This is a genomic window from Pseudoalteromonas sp. TP27 (assembly GCF_056470645.1).
The window spans coordinates 135,433-159,905 of sequence record NZ_JARDAK010000005.1; the positions used below are offsets into that span (position 1 = coordinate 135,433).

The following is a 24,473-nucleotide window of genomic DNA, read 5'->3' on the forward strand; positions in this document are numbered from 1 at the left end:
ATGTCGTTTAATTTATTAAACATTGCAAATTCTGGGATAAGAGCAAGTTCTGATTTACTGCAAACGACAAGTAAAAATATTACCAATGTAAACACGGAAGGTTACGTACGTGAACGGACCGAACATACCACGATGATTGATAATCAAGTGGGAGTAGGCGAGACGTACCGTTTACTTAATGAATTTGCACAAAAACAATTAAACAGAGATACATCAAATAAAACATTTTTTGATCAGTTTGAAAGTGAAGCAAACCGAATTGATACGTTATTTTCACAAGAGTCAAATAGTGTGTCAACGAGCATAAATTCATTTTTTAATAATGTTCAAGAAGCACTCAATCAACCATCATCATCTGTTGCTCGCTCTTTAGTTATGAGTGATGCAGAAAACCTACTTGATCAGATGGATAGGCTTTCGGGAATTGTAGTTGAACAAAAACGAGTAGTCGATGAGCAATTACAAATATTCTCTACTGAAGCTAATACTTTAATCGAAAATATTAGCTCTTTAAATCAAGAAATTGTCGGAATTAACGGTACTAATAGTGCCTCAGATGCTAGCTCTGCTTACAACGAGCGTGATAAAGCGATACGTAACTTATCTGAATTAATAGATATTGAAACGCTTGATGGGCCAAATGGTGAAAAGCTTGTATTTATGGGAACCGGCGAAGCTGTCGTTATGCAAAATGGTACTTTTAATCTATTTTCTATGAGTGCAGACCCAGATCCTAACTTTCAAGAGCTTCGCTTAGATGTCAATGGTGGAAAAGCGGTGCCGTTAGATGTTGATGCTAGTAAATTAAAAGGGAAAATTGGTGGATTGCTTGCTTTTCGAGATGATATTTTAATCCCTACACAAAATCAACTAGGTCAAATGGGGCTGGCAATAGCTGATTCTTTCAATCAACAAAATCATTTAGGTATGGATGCAAGTGGTCAGCTTGGCGGTGATATATTTGAAATTCCTAGTGTTGGAGGCTTTCCTTATCAAAACAATACAGGTACGGCCAGTATTACTGCCACTGTAGAGCCTGGTATGGGTAGTGAGTTACCAGCAAGTGATTTTATTATTACTTATACAGCAAATCCTAATGAAGTCAGTATTCAACCAATTGACAATAAAGGTGAGCCGCTTGGAAATCCTTCACTAGCTAATGTAGTGGCCGGTGTTATTGACTCGTCAACAGTTGTGAGCGGAGAGTCTTTTGGTTTGCAAATAAGTGTAGTGGGTGCTGCAAATGCAGGAGATCAATTTCAAGTAAAGTTAAACTCAGGTGCGGCTGGTAACATATCTTTGCTTACTGGGCGCGGTGAAGACTTAGCACTTGCCTCACCAGTGAGAACCGCCGCAGATGTTGATAACACAGGCACGGCTTCAATTTCTGCAGGAGAAGTTAGCGATGTTACAACGGGTAGCTTTACTACTTCCCCATTAGCATTAGCGAATGGACCTATTAATATAGTAAAAACAGCGAATCCAGATGAGTATATAATTTCAGACAACATAAATACCACGACGGTTACAATAATTCCTCCGGCTAATAATCTGCTTAATCAAGCTGGCGGCGCATTTGCAACTTATGGGTTTGACTTTAATATTGAAGGTACACCGGCGGCTGGCGATAGTTTTACTCTAGAATTTAATGAAGGTGGCTTTGATGATAATCGTAACGGTTTAAAACTCGCTGAATTGCAAAATGGCGACCTAGTGCGTCAAAATGTAGTCACTAGTACTAGTGCCGATAATCATAAAACGTTTAACCAAGCATATGCAGGATTGGTTACTGAAATTGGTGTGGTAACTAGTCAGGCTAGAACGAATGGAGCCGCATTTGATGCACTCGCTGAGCAATCAGAGGCATGGTATGAGTCTTTATCTGGTGTGAACCTTGATGAAGAAGCAGCCAATTTACTACGTTTTCAGCAATCTTATGCGGCCTCAGCTCAGGTGCTTTCTGCCGCTCGTTCTATTTTTGAGACTTTACTCAGTGCTGCGAGGTAATTATGCGCTTATCAAATAACTTAATGTATCAAAATAATATTAATAAAATACTCGATAACCAACAAGGTGTGGCCGGTGCGCAAGAACGTGTAAATACAGGGCAAAAGTATTTAACTGTTTCAGAAGGCCCAGCAGCAATATCTCAAGGAATGTTGTATTCAAATAAAATTCAAACGAATGAGCAGCATACTAAAAATATTAATCAGCTAAAAGGTCGATTAGAAACCGAAGAAAGTATTTTATCGGGAATGAATGACGCTATTTTAGAAGCGCAGATGCTAACTATTCAAGCAGGTAATGGGTCACTCAGCAAAGATGCGCTAGCGTCAATTGCAGGAGAGCTACAAGAGTTACAAAAATCATTACTTAACTTAATGAATACTCAGTCAGAAGGTGGAGAGTACATTTTTTCTGGTTACCAAGATGATATTCAGACGTATACCTTTAATAGTGTCGATGGGAAATATGAATATCAAGGAGATCAAGGACAACATGAAATTACTATTGCAAAAGGGGTTGATATTAAATCCAGCGATAATGGTTTTAATGCCTTTGAAAAAGTAGATGCACGGTTAGATGTCACTTCAAACCAGGGAGTTGCAACAGGTACTATTACTTCTGGCACTGTGTACGTAGAAAACCAAGGTGAATTTGATAAGTTTCATAAAGATAGCTATAACTCAGATCCCGACCCTGCTGTTTCAGCAACAATCAATACTTATAACGTAGTGGTTGTTCCTGGTGCAACACCAGCTGATCCCGCTCAGTATGAGATTCTTCGGGATGGCGCATCTTTAACTCCACCTGTTATTGGCGAAGTAACAGATGAGCCAATTGAGTTTGCAGGTATGCAGATTAGTTTAGAAGGCACCGCGCCCGGCCAATTAGACTTTAGCCTTGAAAAACCACATAAAGAAAATGTACTAAACACCTTACAAGACTTAATTACTAGCTTAAATGATGAAGAGCTTGAGGGCGAGGGACTACAGCAAGCACTGTCAGATGGCCTTATTCAGTTGAAAAATGCCAGCGAGCAGGTTGTTTTTACTCAAGCGAGCCTTGGTGGACGTATGAATGTAGTGGAGCGAGTAACTGATTCAAATAGTGCTTTGGATATAAATAATAAATCAAACAAGTCAGATTTAGTCGAGATAGATACAGCTGCTGCTATTAGTGAGCTAACCAAACAAGAAACCGCACTACAAGCATCACAAGCTACATTTGGTCGCTTAGCTAAACTATCACTATTTGATTATATATAAGATACAGTCAACAGTTATTACCTTTACTTTATAAAGGTAATAACTTGCCTTTTCAAAGCGGCAAAAAATTGTCATCGCAAACCCCCTCTTCAAGTATAAAGCCTAAAAAAGTTAAAAACCTCTCATACTACCTAAAGTTAGTACTGTTAATTTGTTAATAAACAAGTAGTTAGATTGTTTAATTCGAGTTGGCACAACATGTGCATTTCTATAGTCATAGAAAGCGTGGTTCCTGCTAAGTAATTTGAACCACACTCTGATTAAACTAGGAGATGGTAAAATGGCTTTAAGTGTAAACACAAATGTTGCATCACTCAATGGGCAACGCAATCTAACTAAATCTAGCATGGCTCTGGAAACCTCAATGCAGAGACTTTCATCAGGTTTGCGTATTAACAGTGCAAAGGATGATGCGGCAGGCTTACAAATTGCTAACCGCTTAACGTCTCAGGTAAATGGTTTAACCGTTGCTCAACGAAATGCGAACGATGGTATTTCAATGGCGCAAACGGCTGAGGGCGCAATGCAAGAGTCGGCAAATATTCTGCAACGTATGCGTGATTTATCTCTGCAATCAGCCAATGGTTCAAATAGTGCGGTAGACCGTGCATCATTACAAAAAGAAATGAGTGCGCTTCAGCAAGAGCTAACACGTATTGCAGATACAACTAAATTTGGTAACACCAGCCTACTAGATGGCTCATTTGGTACTAAGCAGTTTCAGGTTGGTGCTAATGCCAATGAAACAATTAACGTAAGCTTGGGCAATATGTCGGCTGACGCAATTGGTGCAAATGAAGTTAAAGGCGGAGGCACTGCGTTAGGTGCGGCAGCAGCTGCTGGTACTTTAGCGAGTGTTGCAGCTACTGTTACTGCGGGTAATGTAAATATTAATGGTAAAGACATTACTATTGCAGCAGAAGGGGCTACTAAAATAGCAGACAAAGTCAATAATTCAGCATCGGGGGTTACTGCAACCGCTAAGCTGGATGTGACTATTGCAGGCATTACCAGCGCTGATAACGCAACGATTAAGATTGGTGATGACGAATATGACTTAGGGGGTTATGGCGGTGACATGATCCGCTTAGCACAAGACATGACGGCTGATGGTTACGATGCAGTGTTTGATCCAGACACTAATTCTATTGCCCTCAAAGCAACTGGAACAGATGGTATTGAAGCCATTGCTGAAACAGTGGGTACCGCAGCGGGTACTTTAACGTTTGATGGTGTGGCCGCAGCCACTGCTGATACAGCTAAAACATCGCGAGTGGAGTTGTCATCACCAAATACTATTGGTATTTCTAATGATGGTACGGCAGATGAAGCAGAGTTTTTAGGTGCATCAAGCAGTACACTAACAACAGTTGAAGATATTGATATTTCTGGCACAACCAGTGTAGGTGCGCAAGCAGCTATTAATACTATTGATGCGGCATTGTCACAAATTGATGCACAGCGCGCTGATTTAGGTGCGGTGCAAAACCGCTTTGGCCATACTATAAGTAACTTAGCGAACGTTGCTGAAAACGTGGCAGGGTCGAGAAGCCGTATTCAAGATACTGACTACGCACTTGAGACTGCAACACTAACAAAAAACCAAATAATGCAGCAAGCCGGTACCACTATATTGTCGCAGGCAAATCAATTACCACAAGCCGCGTTAAGTTTATTAGGCGGTTAACGCCCAAAGCAAACCAGCTACCAAAAAAAGCCAAGCAAATATGCTTGGCTTTTTTTGTTTTATTTCATGGTTTTAAGTTTTTTATTGTTTTTATTGTTATTTATTTAAAAAAAAAGCTAAAGGTAATTTTATAACGGCCGTTAACTTAATCAGAACGGAGCTTGAACAAATTAAATATGTGAAGGCTCTTGGTTAAAATCAATTAGTTACATTACGAAAGTAATCAGGAGTTATAACATGGCTTTATCAGTAAATACAAACGTTGCGTCTATCAACGCACAAAGAAACTTATCAAAATCAAGCGAAGCATTAGGTACATCAATGCAACGTCTTTCGTCGGGTATGCGTATCAATAGCGCAAAAGATGATGCGGCTGGTCTGCAAATTGCTAACCGCTTAACATCACAGGTAAATGGTTTAGGTGTTGCACAGCGTAATGCAAACGATGGTATTTCAATGGCGCAAACAGCTGAAGGCGCAATGACCGAATCAGCAAATATTTTACAACGTATGCGTGACTTGTCACTACAGTCGGCGAATGGTTCAAACGATGCCGATGCGCGTGCAGCGCTACAAAAAGAAGTAGGCGCACTACAACAAGAACTTACCCGTATTGCAGAAACCACTAAATTTGGTGGCACTAGCTTATTAGATGGCTCGTTTGGTACTAAACAGTTCCAAGTGGGTTCAAACGCGAATGAAACAATTAATGTAAGCTTACGTGATGTTTCAGCTGATGCGATTGGTGCAAATGAAATTGATGGTAAAGGTACTGTATTTGGTGCAGATGCGGCTGCAGGGACTTTAGTTGCAAACGAAGCTATAACTGCAGGTTCATTAAATATCAACGGTGTTGATGTTGATTTAGCTGCTACAGATGGCGCTGATGGTGCAGCAGCTAAAATCAATGCTGCTGCTACAGGTGTTGTTGCAGAAGCTCGCTTAAATGTTGTTATTTCAGGTATAGATAATACAGATAATGCGACTATAAATATTGGTGATGATAGTTATGATTTGGGTGAGTTTGGCGGAGATATGGCCCGTCTGACCGATGAAATGGTTGCTGATGGGTACGATGCTGTTTATGATGCTGATGCTAAAAAAATTACGCTAAACGCAACTGGTGTTGGTGGTATTGAATCAGTAATGGATGCTGGTACTCCAGCTGGCGGCTTAGAATTTGACGGGGTAGCTGCAGGTACAGCGGCAACTTCAAAAACATCAGAAATAAACTTATCTTCAGCAAATAAAATTGGTATTTCAAATGATGGTACTGCAGATGAAGGTGAGTTATTCAGTGGCGCTACCAGTACATTAACATCAGTTGAAGAAATTGATATCTCAGGTACGACAAGTGAGGGTGCTCAAAGCGCAATTCAAACTATTGATGCGGCATTAGCACAAATTGATGCGCAACGAGCAGATTTGGGTGCGGTACAAAACCGTTTTGGCCATACAATTAGTAACTTAGCAAACGTTTCTGAAAACGTATCAGCATCTAAAAGTCGTATCGAAGATACTGACTACGCGGCAGAAACAGCTAAACTAACTAAAAACCAAATCATGCAACAAGCTGGTACAACAATTTTAGCTCAGTCTAACCAGTTGCCACAAGCAGCGTTAAGCTTATTAGGTTAATTTTTAAATAAGCTCTATACTAAATATAACAAGGAAGGGTCTCCCTTCCTTTGTTGTATTAGTTAATAAATTATCGCTTTAAACTAGGAGCGAATTATGGAAACTCAAAGCTTACAGTTAAACAACACGCTTGCTTTACAAGGCGAGAAAACCAACACGTCTTCTCCTGCACTACAAAATCAAGCTCAGTTAGCCAATGCAAATACATACTCCTCAGAGTTAAAAGTAAACGAAAGCTCAAGTAATGCCGAATTATCACCCGACAAGCTAGAAAAAGTGGCGCAACAATTGCAAAACTTTATGGGTGAAATGAATCGTAGTATTCAATTTAAAGTTGATGAAGATTCAGGTAGAAATGTTATTAAAGTAATTGACAAAGAAAGTGGTGATTTAGTCAAGCAGTACCCGTCTGAAGAGGTGTTAGGCATTGTGTCTAAGCTAGCCGAAGCTACTGGTGTGTTGGTTGATTTTAAGGTTTAGTTAGCAATTAAAGAGGAAGTGTATTATGGCTATTTCATTTACAGGTATCGGTTCGGGTTTACAGGTTAGCGAAATTGTAGATGCTTTAGTTAATGCCGAAAAAGCGCCTTACCAAGCACGAATTACTCGCCAGCAAGCAACTCATACCACTGATATATCAGCTGTTGGTGCGCTTAAATCGTCATTAGAAGAACTTAACACTTCATTAGAGTCGTTGGGGGATGTTGATAATTTTCAAAAACGCACCATTAGCGGAAGTGACGATTTTGTTTCTCTTAGTTCTGAAAAAAATGCACAAACTAATAACTACTCTATAAAAGTTAACAACTTAGCAGAAAACCATAAATTAGTGTCAGAAGCTATTGGCGCAGATGCTGCTGTTGGTGAAGGTAAACTCACTATTAGTTCGGGTAGCAATAATTTTAACATCGATGTTTCTGATACAGCGACTCTGGCTGATATTCGCGATGCTATTAATGACTCTAATGACAATGACTCAGTGAATGCAACTATTATTACTGATAACTCAGGCCAGCATTTAGTGCTATCAAGTAAGGAAACCGGCGAAGCAAATGCCATTAAAATTGTTGTAGATGATGTAAGCGACGCTAATAATACCGATAATAACGGTTTATCGCGCTTAGCATTTGATAGCGATCCGGCATCAGCTACGTATGCCGAAAATTTAAATGAAACAATTAAAGCCACTGATGCATCAATAACAATTGATGGGACTTTAGTTGCAACCAGTAGTACCAATGAATTTGTTGATGTTATTGATGGCGTAACTATTAATGCCAAAAAAGCTCATGATGCAGATGATGATTTAAGTAAAGCAAAAATAACCGAAAATAATAATAACATTGCGGCAGGGTTAAAATCGTTTGTAGAGAAGTTTAACGCATTTATTGATTTATCTGCACAATTAGGCAGTTCATCTGCTGAAAATGGAGTGGGTGCATTGGCAGGCGACTCATTGCTGCGAGGTTCAGTGAACCAAGTTAGAGCATTACTTACCTCTGAGTTTAGTACAGGAGATGGTAATACTGACTTTTTATCAAATTATGGTATTAGAACGGAGCGCTCAGGCAAATTAAGTATTGATGACGATGTGTTAAAGAAGGCCGTTGAAGATGACCCAGCAGCAATAAAGACCTTTTTTGTTGGTGAAAATGAAGATGATGGTTTTGTTGCCAAGCTAGATACGGTTATTAAAGGTTACACAGCCTCAGGTGGAATTATTGAGACACGTATAGATGGGCGTGAAGCGCAAATAGATAAGCTAAGCGACGATGCTGAAGACTTTAATTTACGCATGGCTGCTTACGAAAAACGCTTATTAAGCCAATATAATGCGATGGATTTACTTGTTGCAAATATGAACTCAACAGGTAGTTATTTAACACAACAATTAGCTAATCTCCCTGGTGTAGTTAAACAATCAAGTTAAGCCCAATAAACTTTAAGTTAGAGGTTAAATAAAGTAACAGGTTCTCCCTCAGCTTGTTACTTTGACCTTATCACTAGAAAAACCTTCCTGCATAGCTAACTAAAAGCTATTAGCCCAAAAAACGAATGCTAATTCTAATTAAAACAATACCAAGTGTTAGCCTCAATGCGTCCTATTATATGCATGACTACTCCAAGATAAAAAAACCACCTACTTGCTGAAAATTATTATATCCACGAGTATGAGAACTGAGCGAATCTATCCAACAGAGAAGGCTAGTTAAAATGAAACGTTATCTAATACCAGCCTGAATAAATCTTTGAGGAGTTTAACGAACTAAATCACTCTATAATATCGTTAAAAACTTTATTTAGAACAACTAGATAAAAAGTTATTAGCTAGTTCTAATGTGATTTTATTATCGTTAAGTAGACCTGATATATCGATATATAAGCAGATTGGTGTAAATAGCTTATTTCATATCGTAGTAATAGGGTCAGTTGGTATGGCGATGAAGTTTTAATTTAAAGCGATACAAATCAGCCAAAGTTTATATTTGACTGATTTGCTATGCGCTAAGCAAATTTACGTAATGGGAGCATGGTAAAAGTGCTGTATTACTAAAATAAAATGGATATGTAAGTTAACTAAAAGCATTTTTAAAAATGAGATTTATACTTTTTTACTGCATTTTTACTTTTTTGCTTACTGATTATTTTAGTCGCGACAAGCTTCTTTTCATTTTCTATCTTACTAGAAAGTTGCTGGATAAGAGCAATCAAAAATTTAAGTTCGTCAGCTGAGTAAAAGCTTTTATCTTCAGTAAGTGTTTTTTTTAAGTAACTGTTTAATGTGTGATGTGCGTTTAGCGCTAGCTCTACATCAGAATCAACTAAAAGTATAAGCTCATTACATTGCCTGCGTGTTTCATTATCGGAAACCTGTTCGGCGCTTATTGTGGTAAAAGACATAGTAGTTACAGAGCTCTTTGATCGAAAGGAATTTCTTCCCAACCTGATTTAATTTCTTTAATTAAGAGAATTACCTCATCGATCTTTTGTATATCATTTTCTAAATTAGCGACTAATAAATTACGTTGGCAGTAATCGTACAATGCATCAAGATTAGATGAAATCTCGTTATCATTCTCAAAGTTTAATACCTGTTGTAGGGCACCGAGTAAAGTAATGCAATCAGAGATAGCGATTCCTTTTTTTGCTAACTCTTTTCGTTCAACAAATCCTTTTGCAGCAGATAATTTACCGATGATATTTACAAAAACAAGTTTGACTTGTTCATATGGTGTCATTTCCTTTACGCTACTAACGGTTATTTGGCGGTATTTATTTATTGATGCATGGGCCATGTCTAATCCTAAAAGTTTAATAATATATCTAGCAATTTAAGCAAGTTTAGTTCCAAAATATAAACTAACTACTATATATCGGCAAAAGTAGTTATATCTTTAAGTATATTTACTATTTCTATAGTCTTACACATTACAGGCTTAACCTAAATCACAAAATACCTATGTATCTTTCAGGAGTTAAACCCTATCGTAAAAAGTGAACATATGTTGCTCAATATGTTAACGGCATAAAAGTTTATACGCTCATTAGTTACTACTATTTAATGGTGAAGAATAAATTTTATGTTGTAGAGTTAATCTTAAAGTATTGGATTTTATTTTACAGTGTCTGTTTTTTGGCGTTAATGTCAAAAAGTCGCCACTAGTGCTTGCATACAATTTCAACTGGCTTACAATTTAGTTAACAGAATAAATTAGTGAAATAAATGGCCGCTAAGAATGATCTTAATTTTAGATAATAATAATAATCGCTCGATAGGATTATATGCCTCACTTACTTTTATTGGTGAAGCGGTGCAACTACATACCGAAGCTGATTTTGAACAAGCATTTAGCAAGTACCAAAATAAAGAATGCATTATAATTTTAGGTGCTTTGCAATCGCTTGATCATGAAAGTTTGATAAAACGCTACCCTACGTTTCCCTTTTTGTTAATAGGTGAAACACTCAAACCCTTACTAAGTATTGCTAATGTCGTTGGGCTAGTGTGCGAACCATTTAGCCACGATATAACAACCCAGTTGCTACATGATTGCCAGCAATACCAGCGAATGCTTCCCAATGAGCATAAACATAATAAACCACATAATACTTTTGATGGCCTTGTGGGTGAAACAACCGCAGTTAAAGATCTACGTTTTTTAATTGAGCAAGTAGCTAAAACTGATGCTAATGTGCTCATTTTAGGTGAGTCGGGCACCGGGAAAGAGGTAGTCGCACGTAACGTACACTTATTGTCAAAACGTCTTAAAGGGCCTTTTGTACCCGTAAACTGTGGTGCTATTCCTGGGGAATTGCTCGAAAGTGAATTATTTGGCCATGAAAAAGGTGCATTTACCGGTGCTATTTCTGCTCGTAAAGGGCGCTTTGAACTGGCTCAAGGTGGTACGCTATTTTTGGACGAAATAGGCGATATGCCACTGCAAATGCAAGTTAAACTGCTTCGGGTATTGCAAGAGCGCAGTTATGAACGCGTGGGAGGTACTAAGGCAATTCAAGCCGATGTACGCATAATTGCAGCAACTCATCGCAATCTCGAATCTATGATAGAGCAAGGCACGTTTCGTGAAGATTTATACTATCGTTTAAATGTATTTCCTATTGAAAGCCCATCTCTTTCTCAGCGTGCTGATGACATACCATTATTATTAAAAGAATTAATGCGCCGCGTAAATGAGCAAAGTGGCTCAACTGCTAAGTTTACTGAGCGTGCTGTTGAAAGCTTAAAAGAGCATAGTTGGCCAGGTAATATTCGCGAGCTTGCAAATCTAGTGGAACGTATGGTTATTATGTTTCCCGAGAAAGTGGTTGATATCCCCGATTTACCTGATAAATATCGTTATATTGAGGTTGAGGCGTACGAGCCTCAATACCCTGAAGAGTTAATGGAAAGAGACGCCTTTAACGATATTTTTAGCTCGGGCTTTAGTGATTATGAGAGTGAACCTGAAGCAGATTTTAGCCAAGTAGATGGCGGAGTCCTGCCGGATGATGGTATTGAACTTAAAGATTACTTAGCCGAACTTGAAATAAGCTTAATAACTCAAGCGTTAGAGCGATACGACTATGTTGTGGCTCGGGCAGCCGAAATATTAGGTGTACGCAGAACTACGTTAGTCGAAAAAATGAAAAAGTATAATCTTTCACGAGATTAGCAATATAAAAGCTGAAATACTTTAATTTAGGTTGTCGATTACTCATTAATGAGCAACTACTTTACGGACTTTGTCCGTCACGCAAGCAAGCTTCGCGTCTACAAGGTAAACGCAAACTTAAACCTTGGCGGTAGACGTAGAGCTTGCTCGCGTGAAAAGCGAAGCTTTTAATTATTTAAACACCTATCCCAAAAACTACGTTTTTGAACGTAAGCAAGCAGCGCGTTTACAAGGTAAACGCAAACTTAAACCTTGGCGGTAGACGTAGAGCTTGCTCGCGTGAAAAGCGAAGCTTTTAATTATTTAAACACCTATCCCAAAAACTATGTTTTTGAACGCCTGCAAGCAGCGCGTTTACAAGGTAAACGCAAACTTAAACCTTGGCGGTAGACGTAGAGCTTGCTCGCGTGAAAAGCGAAGCTTTTAATTATTTAAACACCTATCCCAAAAACTACGTTTTTGAACGCAAGCAAGCTTCGCGTCTACAAGGTAAACGCAAACTTAAACCTTGGCGGTAGACGCTGAGCTTGCTCGCGTGAAAAGCGAAGCTTTTAATTATTTAAACACCTATCCCAAAAACTATGTTTTTGAACGCAAGCAAGCTTCGCGTCTACAAGGTAAACGCAAACTTAAACCTTGGCGGTAGACGTAGAGCTTGCTCGCGTGAAAAGCGAAGCTTTTAATTATTTAAACACCTATCCCAAAAACTACGTTTTTGAACGCAAGCAAGCAGCGCGTTTACAAGGTAAACGCAAACTTAAACCTTGGCGGTAGACGCTGAGCTTGCTCGCGTGAAAGGCGTGAGCTTTTAATTATTTAAACACCTATCCCAAAAACTACGTTTTTGAACGCCTGCAAGCAGCGCGTTTACAAGGTAAACGCAAACTTAAACCTTGGCGGTAGACGCTGAGCTTGCTCGCGTGAAAAACGAGACTTTTAATCATTTAAACAAAACGCTGTTTCAAAAAGAGAAAAACGAAGGTAAATGAGAAACCATAGTCAACTTACGCGTCACTTATCTAAAGCGCAACGTCTCTTAACCTCTTTGTGAACAAATCACTTTTATGGATATAAATCACTTACTCATTAAAAGCCTTAATAATTTCTTCTTTTCTAAAACAATCATTACTGTGATCGTTAACCATACCGCAGGCCTGCATGTGAGCGTAAACGGTGGTTGGGCCTAAAAATTTAAAACCACGCTTTTTTAAATCTTTAGCAAATGCGGTTGATGCCTCTGTAATTGCTGGGTAGTCCTCAATGCTATTTAAATTACTTATAATCGGTTTATTGCCGACAAATTGCCATTGGTAGTTACTAAAACTTCCAAATTCTTTTTGTATTTCAATGAAGCGCTTAGCGTTGTTGACGGTTGCTGCAATTTTTAAGCGGTTGCGCACAATACCCTCATCAAGCATTAATTTTTCAATGTCATCGTGTGTGAATTGTGCCACTTTTTTTACATCAAAATTAGCAAATGCTTTTTTATAACCGCTGCGTTTTTTTAAAATTGTGTACCAGCTTAAACCGGCTTGCGCTGATTCAAGCGTGATAAATTCAAACAGCTTTGTATCATCATATAGGGGGATGCCCCATTCTTCATCATGGTAAATAACGTAGTCGGGTTTAGTCGTATCGAGCCATGGACAACGGCACTGTATTTGCTCACTCATTATTATTCCTTTTCGTGTGCGTCATTTTTATGTCGCTCAAATTATTGACGTAACTTAATGATAAGTATGTAAATAAATTATGGTATAAATCGTGCATTTAGACATGTATCTACATCAATTCGAGATTTGATTATGGCCCTTGCTAGCGTGCTAAAACCACAGTTTTTTTCTGCAAATCAGTATAACCCATGTTTACTTCAAGAGGAGTACATTGGTGAATTAAGCGATCTGCGCAAGCAAGCAAGTTGGCTTTCGCATTTGGTTGATACCATGCCAACAGGTGTGGTTGTACTTGATGGCAAAGGGTTGATTGCAAAAGCGAATCAAATAGCGATTGACATGCTCGGTGAGCCACTTGAAGGCGAACGCTGGTTTAATGTTATTCAGCGCTCTTTTAGGCCGCATCAAGATGATGGTCACGAAGTGTCTTTAAAAGACGGACGCTTAATAAAGCTAGATATTACTGCTTTAGCACCAGAGCCTGGGCAACTTATTTTAATGACTGATTTGACCGAAACTCGCCGCTTACAAAAGCGGGTTGCACATATGCAGCGATTAAGTGCGCTGGGTAAAATGGTGGCATCATTAGCGCATCAAGTACGTACGCCGCTCTCAGCCGCTATGCTTTATGCTGCTAACTTAGGGTCAAAGCGTTTACCCGAAGCATCTCGCGATAACTTTCAAACAAAACTAATGTCGCGTTTAAAAGATTTAGAAACTCAAGTAAACGACATGCTGTTATTTGCCAAAAGTGGCGAGCAGCAAGTTGTAGAGAAAGTCTCAATGCAGCAGCTTTTAACAGAAGTTAAAGCGGGCGCTGATGCTATGGTCGCACTTAATGAAAGTGAGCTGGATGTAAGCTTACCTGAGCCCGATATACAAATTGTCGGTAATAAAACTGCTCTGGCCAGCGCTATTCAAAACCTTGTACATAACAGTATTCAAGTTATTGGCAGTGGCGCAAAAGTAAAAATAAGCGCGCAGAGAGATTTAAAAGACTTAGATATGGTTCGCATTAGCGTGATCGACAATGGCCCAGGTGTAGATTTAAGCCAAAGCGATAAAATTTTCGAACCATTTTTTACTACAAAAAGCCAAGGTACAGGTTTAGGGCTTGCTGTAGTCAGTTCGGTGGCTAATGCGCATCAAGGTCGTGTTGATGTGACTAATAATGCGCAGGGTGGTGCTTGTTTTAGCTTGTTACTGCCTATTAAGGCAACATCTAAATTAGAGGAATCATTATGAGTAATACTATTTTAGTTGTCGAAGATGATGCAGGTTTACGTGAGGCTTTAATTGATACCCTTGAAATGTCGGGTATTGAATGTGTTGCAGCCAACAGTGCTGAGCAAGCAATGCTATTACTAAAAAAAGAGTCGTTTTCTCTTGTAGTAAGTGACGTGCAAATGGGCGCAATGAGTGGGCTTGATCTATTACGTAGTATTAAATTAAACCATCCTGATTTACCGGTATTGATGATGACGGCGTACGCCACAATTGACGATGCTGTAGAGGCCATGCGCCTAGGTGCAATTGACTACATGGCTAAACCATTTGCACCTGAAGTGCTGTTAAATATGGTGAGCCGTTATTTGCCTGAAAAAGCTAAAGAAACTGACGGCCCTATTGTTGCCGATCCAACGAGTATTCAATTGTTAGGGCTTGCAAGTAAAGTGGCACGCTCTGATGCTAGTGTTATGGTACTTGGCCCAAGTGGTTCTGGTAAGGAAGTACTTGCTCGTTATATTCACGATAAGTCGAGCCGTTGTAATGAACCATTTGTGGCGATTAACTGCGCGGCTATTCCTGAAAATATGCTCGAAGCCACTTTATTCGGTTACGAAAAAGGGGCTTTTACGGGCGCGATTCAAGCATGCCCGGGTAAGTTTGAGCAAGCGCAGGGCGGTACTATTTTACTTGATGAAATTACTGAGATGGACTTAGGGTTGCAAGCTAAGCTTTTGCGCGTACTGCAAGAGCGTGAAGTAGAGCGTTTAGGTGGCCGTAAAACAATTCAACTTGATGTGCGTATTTTGGCTACCAGTAATCGTGACTTAAAAGAAGCGGTTGCTAAAAACCAGTTTAGAGAAGATTTATATTACAGGCTTAATGTTTTTCCATTGATGTGGCGACCATTGTGCCAACGCCCCGGTGATATTATTGTATTGGCTAAGCATTTAATTGAGCGCCATATTAGTAAAAGTAAAGAGCCGATGGCGTATCTAGATAAAGCGGCTGAGCAAAAGCTATTGGCTCATACATGGCCTGGTAACGTGCGTGAGCTTGATAACGTTATACAACGTGCACTTATACTGCGTACGGGCAACACAATAAACGAGCATGCTATTTTTATCGAAAACTTAGCATCTAATAACTTTGTTATGGAACCTTCATTGGCTGCGGTGCAAACAGTGTCGGCAGCCGAGGTAACTCAAGAAGCTCAAGGTATTGAGAAAAGCACGTTAAGCTCTGCATACTACGATGAAAAATCACCTGTTGAGGTTGAACCTAAGCAAGGTTTACTATCGGCAGATACCGGTAGCTATAAAGATGAGCTTAAAGATAAAGAGCACCGGATTATTTTAGAAACGCTAGCCCGCTGTCAAGGTAAGCGCAAAGACGTTGCTGAAACTCTGGGTATAAGCCCACGAACTCTACGTTATAAATTAGCGCAAATGCGTGACTTAGGTATTTCACTTCCAGCATAACCTCCAACAGCCCTAAATTGGACATCTTTAACTTAGGGCTGTCAAAACTCTGACTCAAAAATAACTCCATAACATCTTGTATTTAAATGATATTCTAGTTGGCATGGTTTATGCTTTATTAGCTATAATAGTCAACTGTATCGTTAGAGACAAAGTATGAAAATTCAAAATAGTGCGGTATTTCAAGAAATGCAATCAATGGCTTTAGAAGCTGGCCGTAGTAATCAAATTAATAAATTGCCAACTCAAGTACAATCTACTTCTACATCACAATTTGGTGACATGCTAAGTAGTGCATTGAATACAGTACATGAATTACAACAAGATACGGGTCAAAAAGTAAAAGCGGTTGAGATGGGCGATCGAAGTGTATCGCTCGCAGAGGCGATGATTGCTTCTCAAAAATCATCAGTTGCTTTTGAAGCTACAGTACAAGTTCGCAATAAACTTGTTGACGCGTATAAAGAAATCATGAACATGCCTGTTTAACTAGGTAGTGGAGAATTATTGTGGCGCAATCTAACCAATCTACAGACCTTGCACTTGCCGGTGATGGCATTGAGCAAACAGACGACAATGATCAACAAGAGCAAAAGTCAGGCTATTTAAGTGCTTTGAATGGTGTTGATGTATTGCGCCAAGTAACATTGGTTATTGCATTAGCCATTTGTTTAGCAATCGCAATTTTTATAATTATCTGGGCTCGTCAGCCAGATATGCGCCCATTAGGTAAAATGCAAACTGAAGAACTGATTCAAACCCTAGATTTTTTAGATGCGCAAAAAATTGAATATCAACTTGACGGTAATGTGGTATCAGTTGATGAAAGTGAGTATCAAAACATTAAGTTGTTAATGACTCGCGAAGGACTAGACCAAGGGCCAGATTCGGGCTCTGATATTATTATGCAAGATATGGGTTTTGGCGTTAGCCAGCGTTTAGAGCGTGAACGCTTAAAGCATGGCCGTGAACAACAATTAGCCCGCACTATCGAAGAACTCAATAATATAACTCGCGCTAAAGTATTGTTAGCCATTCCCAAAGAAAATGTATTTGCCCGCAGAGAGAAAAAGCCATCAGCGACCGTTGTTTTAACACTTAAACGCGGCCGCTCACTTAACCGTGAAGAAGTCGACTCTGTTGTTGATATGATTTCCTCAGCAGTGCAAGGTTTAGAGCCTACACGAGTGACGGTTACCGATCAAAATGGTCGATTATTAAATTCAGGTTCGCAAAGCTTATTAGCGGCCCGCTCTCGTAAAGAGTACGACTTAGAGCGTAAACGCGAACAAGAGTATCTTGAAAAAATAGACAGTATTTTAATACCGGTTGTAGGGCTCTCAAACTATACAGCCCAGGTAGATTTGAGTATGGATTTTAGCTCAATTGAAGAAACTCAAAAACGCTATAACCCAGACTTACCAGCTGTTAGAAGTGAAACCACATTCGAAGAAAATAATATTGGTGGTTTAGCAGTTGGGATCCCTGGTGCGCTGACAAATCAGCCTCCGGTTAATTCAGATATTCCTGAATCAGTTACTGAGGGTGGCGCTGGTACTGCTACTTCACCAAGCCGTACCCATAAAGAAGCAACGCGTAATTATGAACTCGATACAACTATTTCACACAAACGTCAGCAAAGTGGTGTAATACGCAGAATAAGTGTATCAGTTGCCGTAGACTATATTCCTAAAGTGGGAGAAAACGGTGAAACAACCATGGCTCCGCGATCAGTAGAGGCATTGTCAAATATTCGTCGCTTATTGCAAGGTGGTGTTGGGTTTGATATGCAACGTGGTGATGCACTTGAAGTTGTTACTGTCCCATTTGTACGTGAAGCAACAGGTTTAGATATTGAAGTGCCATTGTGGGAACAAGATTGGTTCATGAAAATGGTCCGTCTTGTATTAGGTGCCTTGGTGATTATTGTGTTAATAATGGCAGTAGTAAAACCAATGCTGAAACGCCTGATTTACCCAGATGATACTTTAGAAGAATACGACGAAGATGCATTAAACTCAGGCGTAGATATCGGCGATAGTACACTTGATATGCTAAATAAAGATTTTGATTCTGCTTCGGTTGGTTTCTCAAGTGATGGTACACTGCAGTTGCCTGATTTACATGGCGATGAAGATTTACTTAAAGCAATTCGTGCCTTAGTAGCTAATGAGCCAGAGCTCTCATCACAAGTAGTAAAAGCGTGGTTAACAGAAGATGACTGATCAAGAACAAAAAAAACTCCCGCAGGCTTTTGATGTTGATAAGCTAGATGGAGTCGATAAAGCAGCTATATTATTATTGAGTTTAACGGAAGAAGATGCAGCTCAAATACTTAAACACTTAGAACCTAAACAGGTACAAAAAGTGGGTATGGCTATGGCTGGATTAGAAGATCTTTCGCAAGCTAAAATAAGCGCTGTGCATCATTTATTTATAGAACAAATTCAAAGCTTTAGTACAATTGGTTTTCAATCAGAAGACTTTATTAGAAAAGCCCTTACAGCAGCCCTTGGGGAAGATAAAGCAGCGAGCCTTATTGACCAAATTGTTATGGGCTCAGGCGCTAAAGGCCTAGATTCTTTAAAATGGATGGACTCTAAGCAGGTGGCTAGTATTATTCGTAATGAGCACCCTCAGATTCAAACAATTGTATTATCGTATCTAGAGCCAGAGCAATCAGCTGAGATTATTTCTCAATTTCCTGAAAAAGTACGCCTAGATTTGACTATGCGTATTGCAAACCTTGAAGAAGTTCAGCCTGCAGCACTGCAAGAACTAAATGAAATAATGGAAAAACAATTTGCCGGCCAGGCCGGTGCACAAGCAGCTAAAATGGGTGGTTTGAAGGCTGCCGCAGATATTCTAAACTACCTAGATACCAACGTAGAAGGGCAGTTAATGGACTCTATTCGTGAGCATGACGAAGAGATGTCTCAACAAATACAAGACCTTATGTTTGTATTTGAAAACTTAATGGATGTTGATGACCGTGGTATTCAAGCAATCTTGCGCGAAGTACAGCAAGACGTGTTGATGAAAGCAATTAAGGGTACCGATGATGCACTTAAAGATAAAATACTGGGCAATATGTCTAAGCGTGCAGCCGAAATGCTTGCTGATGATTTAGAAGCTATGGCACCGGTACGTATAAGCGAAGTAGAAGCAGCACAAAAAGAGATTTTGTCAACAGCACGTCGCTTGTCTGACTCTGGTGAAATTCAGTTGGGCGGCAGTGGTGGTGAGGAGTTCTTGTAAACCATGAGCAAATTCAAAGGACGCACACTTCGTGCTGACGAAGCTGATGAATTATTAAAAAATTGGGCTATTCCAGATATAGCACCAGATGAAAATAGCTTTGGCAATCGCTCTACAGCTTATGGCACTCCACTTAGTGATCTTTATAAAAAAGAATTAGCCGAAGAAATGCCAGTTGACGAGCCGCAAGAACCAGAATTGCCTGCACTTACCATGGCGGAACTTGAACGTATTAGGCAAGATGCTTACGAGGAAGGTCTTAAACAAGGTCATGAGCAAGGCTACATAGACGGTTTTGAAAAAGGCGTGGGTGAAGGTAAAGAAGCAGGCTACAAAGAAGGATTAGATCAAGGTAAAGCGCAAGGCCATGATGATGTAAAGCCATTAATTGAAGAGCAGTTAACAAGTTTAAAAAGTATTTTAGAAGGGTTAACTGTGCCACTAAATAAAGTGGACGAACAAGCTGAAAAGCAATTAGTACAACTTGCTAGCATGCTAGCGGAAGCTGTTATTTATCAAGAAGTAAAAACATCGCCTGATGTAATTTTACACACTTTAAAGCAAAGTATTGATTCGCTTAATGCTGAACAAGAAAAAGTACGAATTCATTTAAATCCAGAAGATTTAGAGCTCATAAAAGAGAGCTACGGCGAACAAACCATTATTGATAATAACTGGCAGTTGATGGCAGAGCCCACTCTTGAGCGCGGTGGCTGCGAAGTTAAAACAACGCAGTCGTCACTCGATATGACTCTTAAAACACGTGTCAAAGAAACGTTGGATAGTTTTTTGCATAATAGTGGTATCTAACTATTTTATTGGCGTGTTATGTCTACTCAACGTGCATCATTAAGCGAACGCTTATCTCAATATGAACAACATATTAAAACCCCAGCACCCGCTGTAGCTGGTATTTTAACCCGTGTTGTTGGCCTTACTCTTGAGGCTAGAGGCCTACGTGCGCCTGTTGGGAGTCAATGTAAAATAGAAACCATGAACGGCTTTGTAGACGCCGAAATAGTCGGTTTTAACGATCAAACTTTATACTTAATGCCTAACGATCATATCTCTGGTGTATTACCTGGTGCACGTGTTATTCCTCAGGTTAATAATTTAGGTTTACCTGTAGGTATGAGTTTATTAGGGCGTGTGGTTGATGGCTTAGGTCGGCCACTAGATGGCCTTGGTAAAATTAATGCTGAGCATCATTTAAAATTTGCACAAAATACGATAAACCCGCTTTCAAGAAGACCAATCACTAAGCCTATGGATGTAGGTGTGCGCGCTATTAATTCTGTAATCACAGTAGGGCAAGGCCAGCGTATGGGCTTGTTTGCAGGCTCTGGTGTGGGTAAATCTGTATTACTAGGTATGATGACCCGTGGTAGCGAAGCTGATGTCATTGTTGTCGGCTTGGTGGGGGAGCGTGGCAGGGAAGTAAAAGAATTTATTGAAGAAATACTCGGTGTAGAAGGGCGCAAACGCTCAGTTGTTGTCGCAGCGCCCGCTGATTCATCCCCGCTTATGCGTTTAAAAGGTTGTGAGAGCGCAGTTACCATTGCTGAGTACTTTAGAGATCAAGGTTTAAACGTATTATTGTTACTCGACTCGGTAACGCGTTACGCAATGGCACAACGTGAAATTGCACTTGCTGTAGGCGAGCCGCCGGCTACAAAGGGTTATCCGCCTTCGGTGTTTGCTAAGTTACCTGCGCTGGTGGAGCGTGCTGGTAATGGCGGTGAAGGGCAAGGTTCAATTACTGCCTTTTTTACGGTATTGAGTGAAGGCGATGATATGCAAGACCCTATTGCCGATGCAGCGCGAGCTATTTTAGATGGACATATTGTACTGTCGCGTGATTTAGCCGATAGCGGACATTATCCTGCAATAGATATCGAAAAGTCGATTTCGCGCGTTATGCCTCAAGTTGTTTCTGAGCCACATATGCAGCAAGCCCGAGTGCTAAAGCAAGTGTACTCAATGTATCAACAAAACAAAGATATGATCACTTTAGGTGCTTATCAAAAGGGTACGGATCAAATGCTTGACCAAGCCATAAACATGATGCCAAGAGTAAATGCATTTTTACAACAAGGTATGCGAGATGTCATTAGTTACGATGATGGCCTGCAAGGCCTTGCCCAATTGCTAGGACAGGCATAATGGCTAAAAATAAACTCGATTTATTGCTTAAAATTGAAAATGATAAAGAAGAAAACTTGCGTATGAATTACTTACAAGCAAATCAAAACTTGCAAGCTAATCAACAAAAGTTACAGGGCCTAAATGACTTTAGACTTGAATATTCTCAGCAATTACACCTCAAAGGTAAGTCGGGTTTATCCAGTGCAGGGTTTGGGCAATACCATACTTTTATAGCTAAAATTGAAGAAGCGATTCGCCAACAAGCAAGTACCGTAAATACCGCAAAACAGGTTGTTACGCAACGTAAGGCGTTATGGCTCAAGCAGCAAATTAAAGCTAAAGCAGTCGCTAAGTTAATCGAAAACCAAAAGCTCAAAGCAAATGCATTAATGGCTAAAAATGAGCAGAAAATGTTGGATGAGTTTTCTGCTAACCAATTTTTTCAGCGCCGTAAAGTTTTATAATTCAGGCACGTTAATTGCTGTGTTACTTTGTGGAATTTAACTTTTTGGCGATATGCGGTGGCACATTGCCGTATTGGTATTAGGTGATTTATGGCGATAAATAACATTTCTATTTTAGCTTCTTCAGAAAAAGATGCATTATTAGCTTTTAAAGACAACAGCTTAGAAAATAATGAAGAAGACTTAGGTGCGAATTTTTTAAGTCAACTAAACGCAGCGCACAGCTTTATTGAACCTCTGCAAAAAGGCAACAAAAGTCCCGATGCCGAAAATTCGATTGCCAGTCTCAATAATGGTGAGTCTAGTGAGGATACAGAGACACCTAAAACCTTGGATGGAAACCCAATAGGTGAAGTCATAGCCGTCTCTGGTGATAGTATGCTGGCTCAAATAAGTTCGGCACAGGCCATTAATACCTCTGTTTCAAAACCAACAGAAAAGGTTGACGGACCAGCTGGCGAGACTAATGGAGTAACTGGCGAAGTTGATTCTAAGAAGGCATTAACTACAGATAGTTCTAAAGCTGATATTGCTATTGAGAAGCCCATAAGTAAACTTGTTTCTGAGAGCAAAAATATTCCCAATATTGACTCACCTAGCATTGATTCATCAGTTGCTGCATCCACAACAGCAATTACACAAATAACCGAAAGAGATAAAAGTACTGCTGTAGATACATTAATCACTAAAGATACTGATTTAATTAAAGCAGATAAAATACTTGCCAGTTTAACGCCAGAGCAAAGGTTACAGCTAAGTGTGCAAACTCAAGCATTAGATAAGCCTAGTAACGTTAATAACGTAGCAGCTTTAAAGCAGCTGCTCGCACAGTTTATTACTGATAATGAAGAAGCGCAGAGTAGCGTAACTAAGCAGTCTTTCAGTTCTGAGATTGATACGCTTAATACGACTGAAAAACAAAGCTTATTAACGCAATTAAATGATTATATTAAAGCTGAGCAGCCTAAAGGCGAGAGGTTGGAAGCACTCAAGCAAACAGTTACTGAGTTGAAAGCTTCAATTGAAATAGGTTTGGCTGATACAGCGAAATCAGACTCAAAAATATTTGTAGCGCCAGTTACTCAGAGCGTTGTAAATGACTCGCAAAAAGTCAGCTCAAAAATATCGATAAGTGAAAATGCTGAACCAAGTAAGGTTGCTACCGCTTCTATAAAAGATGAAAGCGCAGTAAAGTTATCTGAGCAAATGCAAAAAGATGGATTGAAAAATATAAGCGCAGAGCAAGCACCGGCTCGTGTAGCGCAAGTATTTACGCAAATTACAGCTGCTTTCAATATTCAGCAAACGAGTAAATTAAGGCAAGACGACTCATTAGGCTTCGATCAGAGCTTACTTGATACTCAAATAATACAAACTCAACAACTACAAAATACATCGCAAGTAAAGCAGGTAGGTATTGACCCTGGTGTTATGCAGGCAATTAATATAGTTAAAAGTGATGCGGCTAAGTTACTGCAAGAACGTGTTAGCTCTATGTTGAGTATTAGTAACAAAGAAGCTGAAATTCGTCTTGATCCACCAGAGATGGGTAGCATGCAAATTCGTATCAGAAGCGATGCAGAACAAGCACATATAAACTTTGTAGTACAAAATCAACAAGCTAAAGAAGCACTTGAACAATCTATGCCACGCTTGCGTGAAATGTTAGCGCAGCAAGGGTTAGAGCTTGGTGAAAGTACAATTTCGTATGGGCAATCGGGTGGTGAGTCGTCTGAGCAAGGCGAGAATAGAACTCAAGGTAACTTGGTTAATAAAGAAGCAATTAATGATAGCGTTCAGGAGCTGACTGCTAATACTGCGCAAAGTTCTCGAAAACAAACTTCATCATCAATAGATTACTATGCCTAAGTACTGCTATTATAATAACTAAAACAAGCAAGTACCTTTGCGATTAAAGGAATCATGATGGCCGAAGACAAAAGTTTAAAAATAGAAGAAACCGATAAAAGTAAAAAGAAACTAATAATGATCATAGCGGCAGTACTGCTTATTATTGTTGTTATTGCTGGTTATTTCTATATATCGGGCTCGGGTGCGTCGGTTGATAACTTAGATAAAGAAACTGCAGATACATCTTTAGGAGAGTCAGGTTCATTAGCTAAAATAGGGAATGCTTTATATGTTGCTATGCCACGACCGTTCATATTTAATGTACCGGGTTCGAGTCGCGATAGAATTGTACAAATTAAAGTACAGCTGTTAGTACGTGATAGTATAAATGAAGAAATAACCAAAAAGCATATTCCACTTATTGAAGGCACATTATTAAGCGTTTTTTCTACTACAACAGCAGATGAGTTAGGTACGAGTGCAGGCAAAGAGACACTGCGTTTTTCTGCCCTTGAGAGAGTGCAAGCCGCTTTAATGAATGTTGAAGGCAGTAAAGTAATTGAGCGGGTATTATTTACCGGCTTTGTGATGCAATAAGGGGCTAGT

Annotated in this window: 20 protein-coding genes; 17 read left to right on the forward strand and 3 right to left on the reverse strand. The window is 39.5% G+C overall.

Going from position 1 to position 24,473, the window contains the following annotated elements; translation table 11 throughout:
• From flgK to fliD, 6 genes are all read left to right on the forward strand, one after another.
• A complete protein-coding gene (flgK, locus tag PX700_RS08360) occupies window positions 1–2,007 on the forward strand; it encodes a flagellar hook-associated protein FlgK (RefSeq protein ID WP_479520474.1) in 2,007 nt (668 codons plus the stop codon).
• 2 nt (window positions 2,008–2,009) lie between these two features.
• Window positions 2,010–3,269 (forward strand): flagellar hook-associated protein FlgL, encoded by a 1,260-nt coding sequence (flgL, locus tag PX700_RS08365; RefSeq protein ID WP_166376897.1) that lies wholly within the window; start codon window positions 2,010–2,012, stop codon window positions 3,267–3,269.
• 280 nt (window positions 3,270–3,549) lie between these two features.
• Complete coding sequence (locus tag PX700_RS08370) at window positions 3,550–4,956, forward strand: flagellin (protein ID WP_479520475.1); 1,407 nt, start codon at window positions 3,550–3,552, stop codon at window positions 4,954–4,956.
• 237 nt (window positions 4,957–5,193) lie between these two features.
• On the forward strand, window positions 5,194–6,594 hold the full coding sequence (locus PX700_RS08375; protein WP_479520476.1) for a flagellin: 1,401 nt from the start codon (window positions 5,194–5,196) through the stop codon (window positions 6,592–6,594).
• Between the two features lie 96 nt (window positions 6,595–6,690).
• Entirely contained in the window at window positions 6,691–7,074 is a 384-nt protein-coding gene (locus PX700_RS08380) for a flagellar protein FlaG (RefSeq protein ID WP_479520477.1), read from the forward strand.
• 25 nt (window positions 7,075–7,099) lie between these two features.
• The gene (fliD, locus tag PX700_RS08385) at window positions 7,100–8,524 is read left to right on the forward strand and encodes a flagellar filament capping protein FliD (protein ID WP_479520478.1); all 1,425 of its coding nucleotides are present in this window, start codon (window positions 7,100–7,102) and stop codon (window positions 8,522–8,524) included.
• A 659-nt stretch (window positions 8,525–9,183) separates the two neighbouring features.
• Here the strand turns inward: fliD and PX700_RS08390 are convergent.
• Window positions 9,184–9,495, reverse strand: coding sequence for a hypothetical protein (locus tag PX700_RS08390; RefSeq protein ID WP_415638116.1), 312 nt, complete (start codon window positions 9,493–9,495; stop codon window positions 9,184–9,186).
• A gap of 5 nt (window positions 9,496–9,500) precedes the next feature.
• A complete protein-coding gene (fliS, locus tag PX700_RS08395; RefSeq protein ID WP_415638117.1) occupies window positions 9,501–9,890 on the reverse strand; it encodes a flagellar export chaperone FliS in 390 nt (129 codons plus the stop codon).
• 441 nt (window positions 9,891–10,331) lie between these two features.
• On the opposite strand from fliS, the gene PX700_RS08400 reads away from it, so the two are divergent.
• Window positions 10,332–11,768 (forward strand): sigma-54 dependent transcriptional regulator, encoded by a 1,437-nt coding sequence (locus PX700_RS08400; protein ID WP_415638118.1) that lies wholly within the window; start codon window positions 10,332–10,334, stop codon window positions 11,766–11,768.
• 1,079 nt (window positions 11,769–12,847) lie between these two features.
• Here PX700_RS08400 and PX700_RS08405 read toward each other — a convergent pair.
• On the reverse strand, window positions 12,848–13,441 hold the full coding sequence (locus PX700_RS08405; protein ID WP_415638119.1) for a DNA-3-methyladenine glycosylase I: 594 nt from the start codon (window positions 13,439–13,441) through the stop codon (window positions 12,848–12,850).
• A gap of 132 nt (window positions 13,442–13,573) precedes the next feature.
• On the opposite strand from PX700_RS08405, the gene PX700_RS08410 reads away from it, so the two are divergent.
• The 10 genes from PX700_RS08410 (at window position 13,574) to fliL (ending at window position 24,464) form a co-directional block, all read left to right on the forward strand.
• Entirely contained in the window at window positions 13,574–14,686 is a 1,113-nt protein-coding gene (locus PX700_RS08410; RefSeq protein WP_415638120.1) for a sensor histidine kinase, read from the forward strand.
• Window positions 14,683–16,149 (forward strand): sigma-54-dependent transcriptional regulator, encoded by a 1,467-nt coding sequence (locus PX700_RS08415; protein WP_415638121.1) that lies wholly within the window; start codon window positions 14,683–14,685, stop codon window positions 16,147–16,149. Before PX700_RS08410 ends, PX700_RS08415 begins: the two co-directional genes overlap by 4 nt.
• Window positions 16,150–16,305: 156 nt before the next feature.
• The gene (gene fliE / locus PX700_RS08420) at window positions 16,306–16,638 is read left to right on the forward strand and encodes a flagellar hook-basal body complex protein FliE (RefSeq protein ID WP_415638122.1); all 333 of its coding nucleotides are present in this window, start codon (window positions 16,306–16,308) and stop codon (window positions 16,636–16,638) included.
• 20 nt (window positions 16,639–16,658) lie between these two features.
• Complete coding sequence (gene fliF, locus PX700_RS08425) at window positions 16,659–18,374, forward strand: flagellar basal-body MS-ring/collar protein FliF (protein WP_415638123.1); 1,716 nt, start codon at window positions 16,659–16,661, stop codon at window positions 18,372–18,374.
• On the forward strand, window positions 18,367–19,407 hold the full coding sequence (gene fliG, locus PX700_RS08430) for a flagellar motor switch protein FliG (RefSeq protein ID WP_415638124.1): 1,041 nt from the start codon (window positions 18,367–18,369) through the stop codon (window positions 19,405–19,407). The genes fliF and fliG overlap by 8 nt, the downstream gene beginning before the upstream one ends.
• 3 nt (window positions 19,408–19,410) lie before the next feature.
• The gene (gene fliH / locus PX700_RS08435; RefSeq protein WP_415638125.1) at window positions 19,411–20,217 is read left to right on the forward strand and encodes a flagellar assembly protein FliH; all 807 of its coding nucleotides are present in this window, start codon (window positions 19,411–19,413) and stop codon (window positions 20,215–20,217) included.
• An 18-nt stretch (window positions 20,218–20,235) separates the two neighbouring features.
• Window positions 20,236–21,570 carry a flagellar protein export ATPase FliI gene (gene fliI, locus PX700_RS08440; RefSeq protein ID WP_415638126.1) on the forward strand — a complete coding sequence of 445 codons (1,335 nt, stop codon included), beginning with the start codon at window positions 20,236–20,238 and terminating at the stop codon, window positions 21,568–21,570.
• A complete protein-coding gene (gene fliJ, locus PX700_RS08445) occupies window positions 21,570–22,016 on the forward strand; it encodes a flagellar export protein FliJ (RefSeq protein ID WP_415638127.1) in 447 nt (148 codons plus the stop codon). The genes fliI and fliJ overlap by 1 nt, the downstream gene beginning before the upstream one ends.
• Before the next feature lie 90 nt (window positions 22,017–22,106).
• Entirely contained in the window at window positions 22,107–23,885 is a 1,779-nt protein-coding gene (locus PX700_RS08450) for a flagellar hook-length control protein FliK (protein ID WP_479520479.1), read from the forward strand.
• Between the two features lie 57 nt (window positions 23,886–23,942).
• Window positions 23,943–24,464: a flagellar basal body-associated protein FliL gene (fliL, locus tag PX700_RS08455; protein WP_415638129.1), complete on the forward strand. Its 522-nt coding sequence runs from the start codon at window positions 23,943–23,945 to the stop codon at window positions 24,462–24,464.
• Window positions 24,465–24,473: the final 9 nt, after the last annotated feature.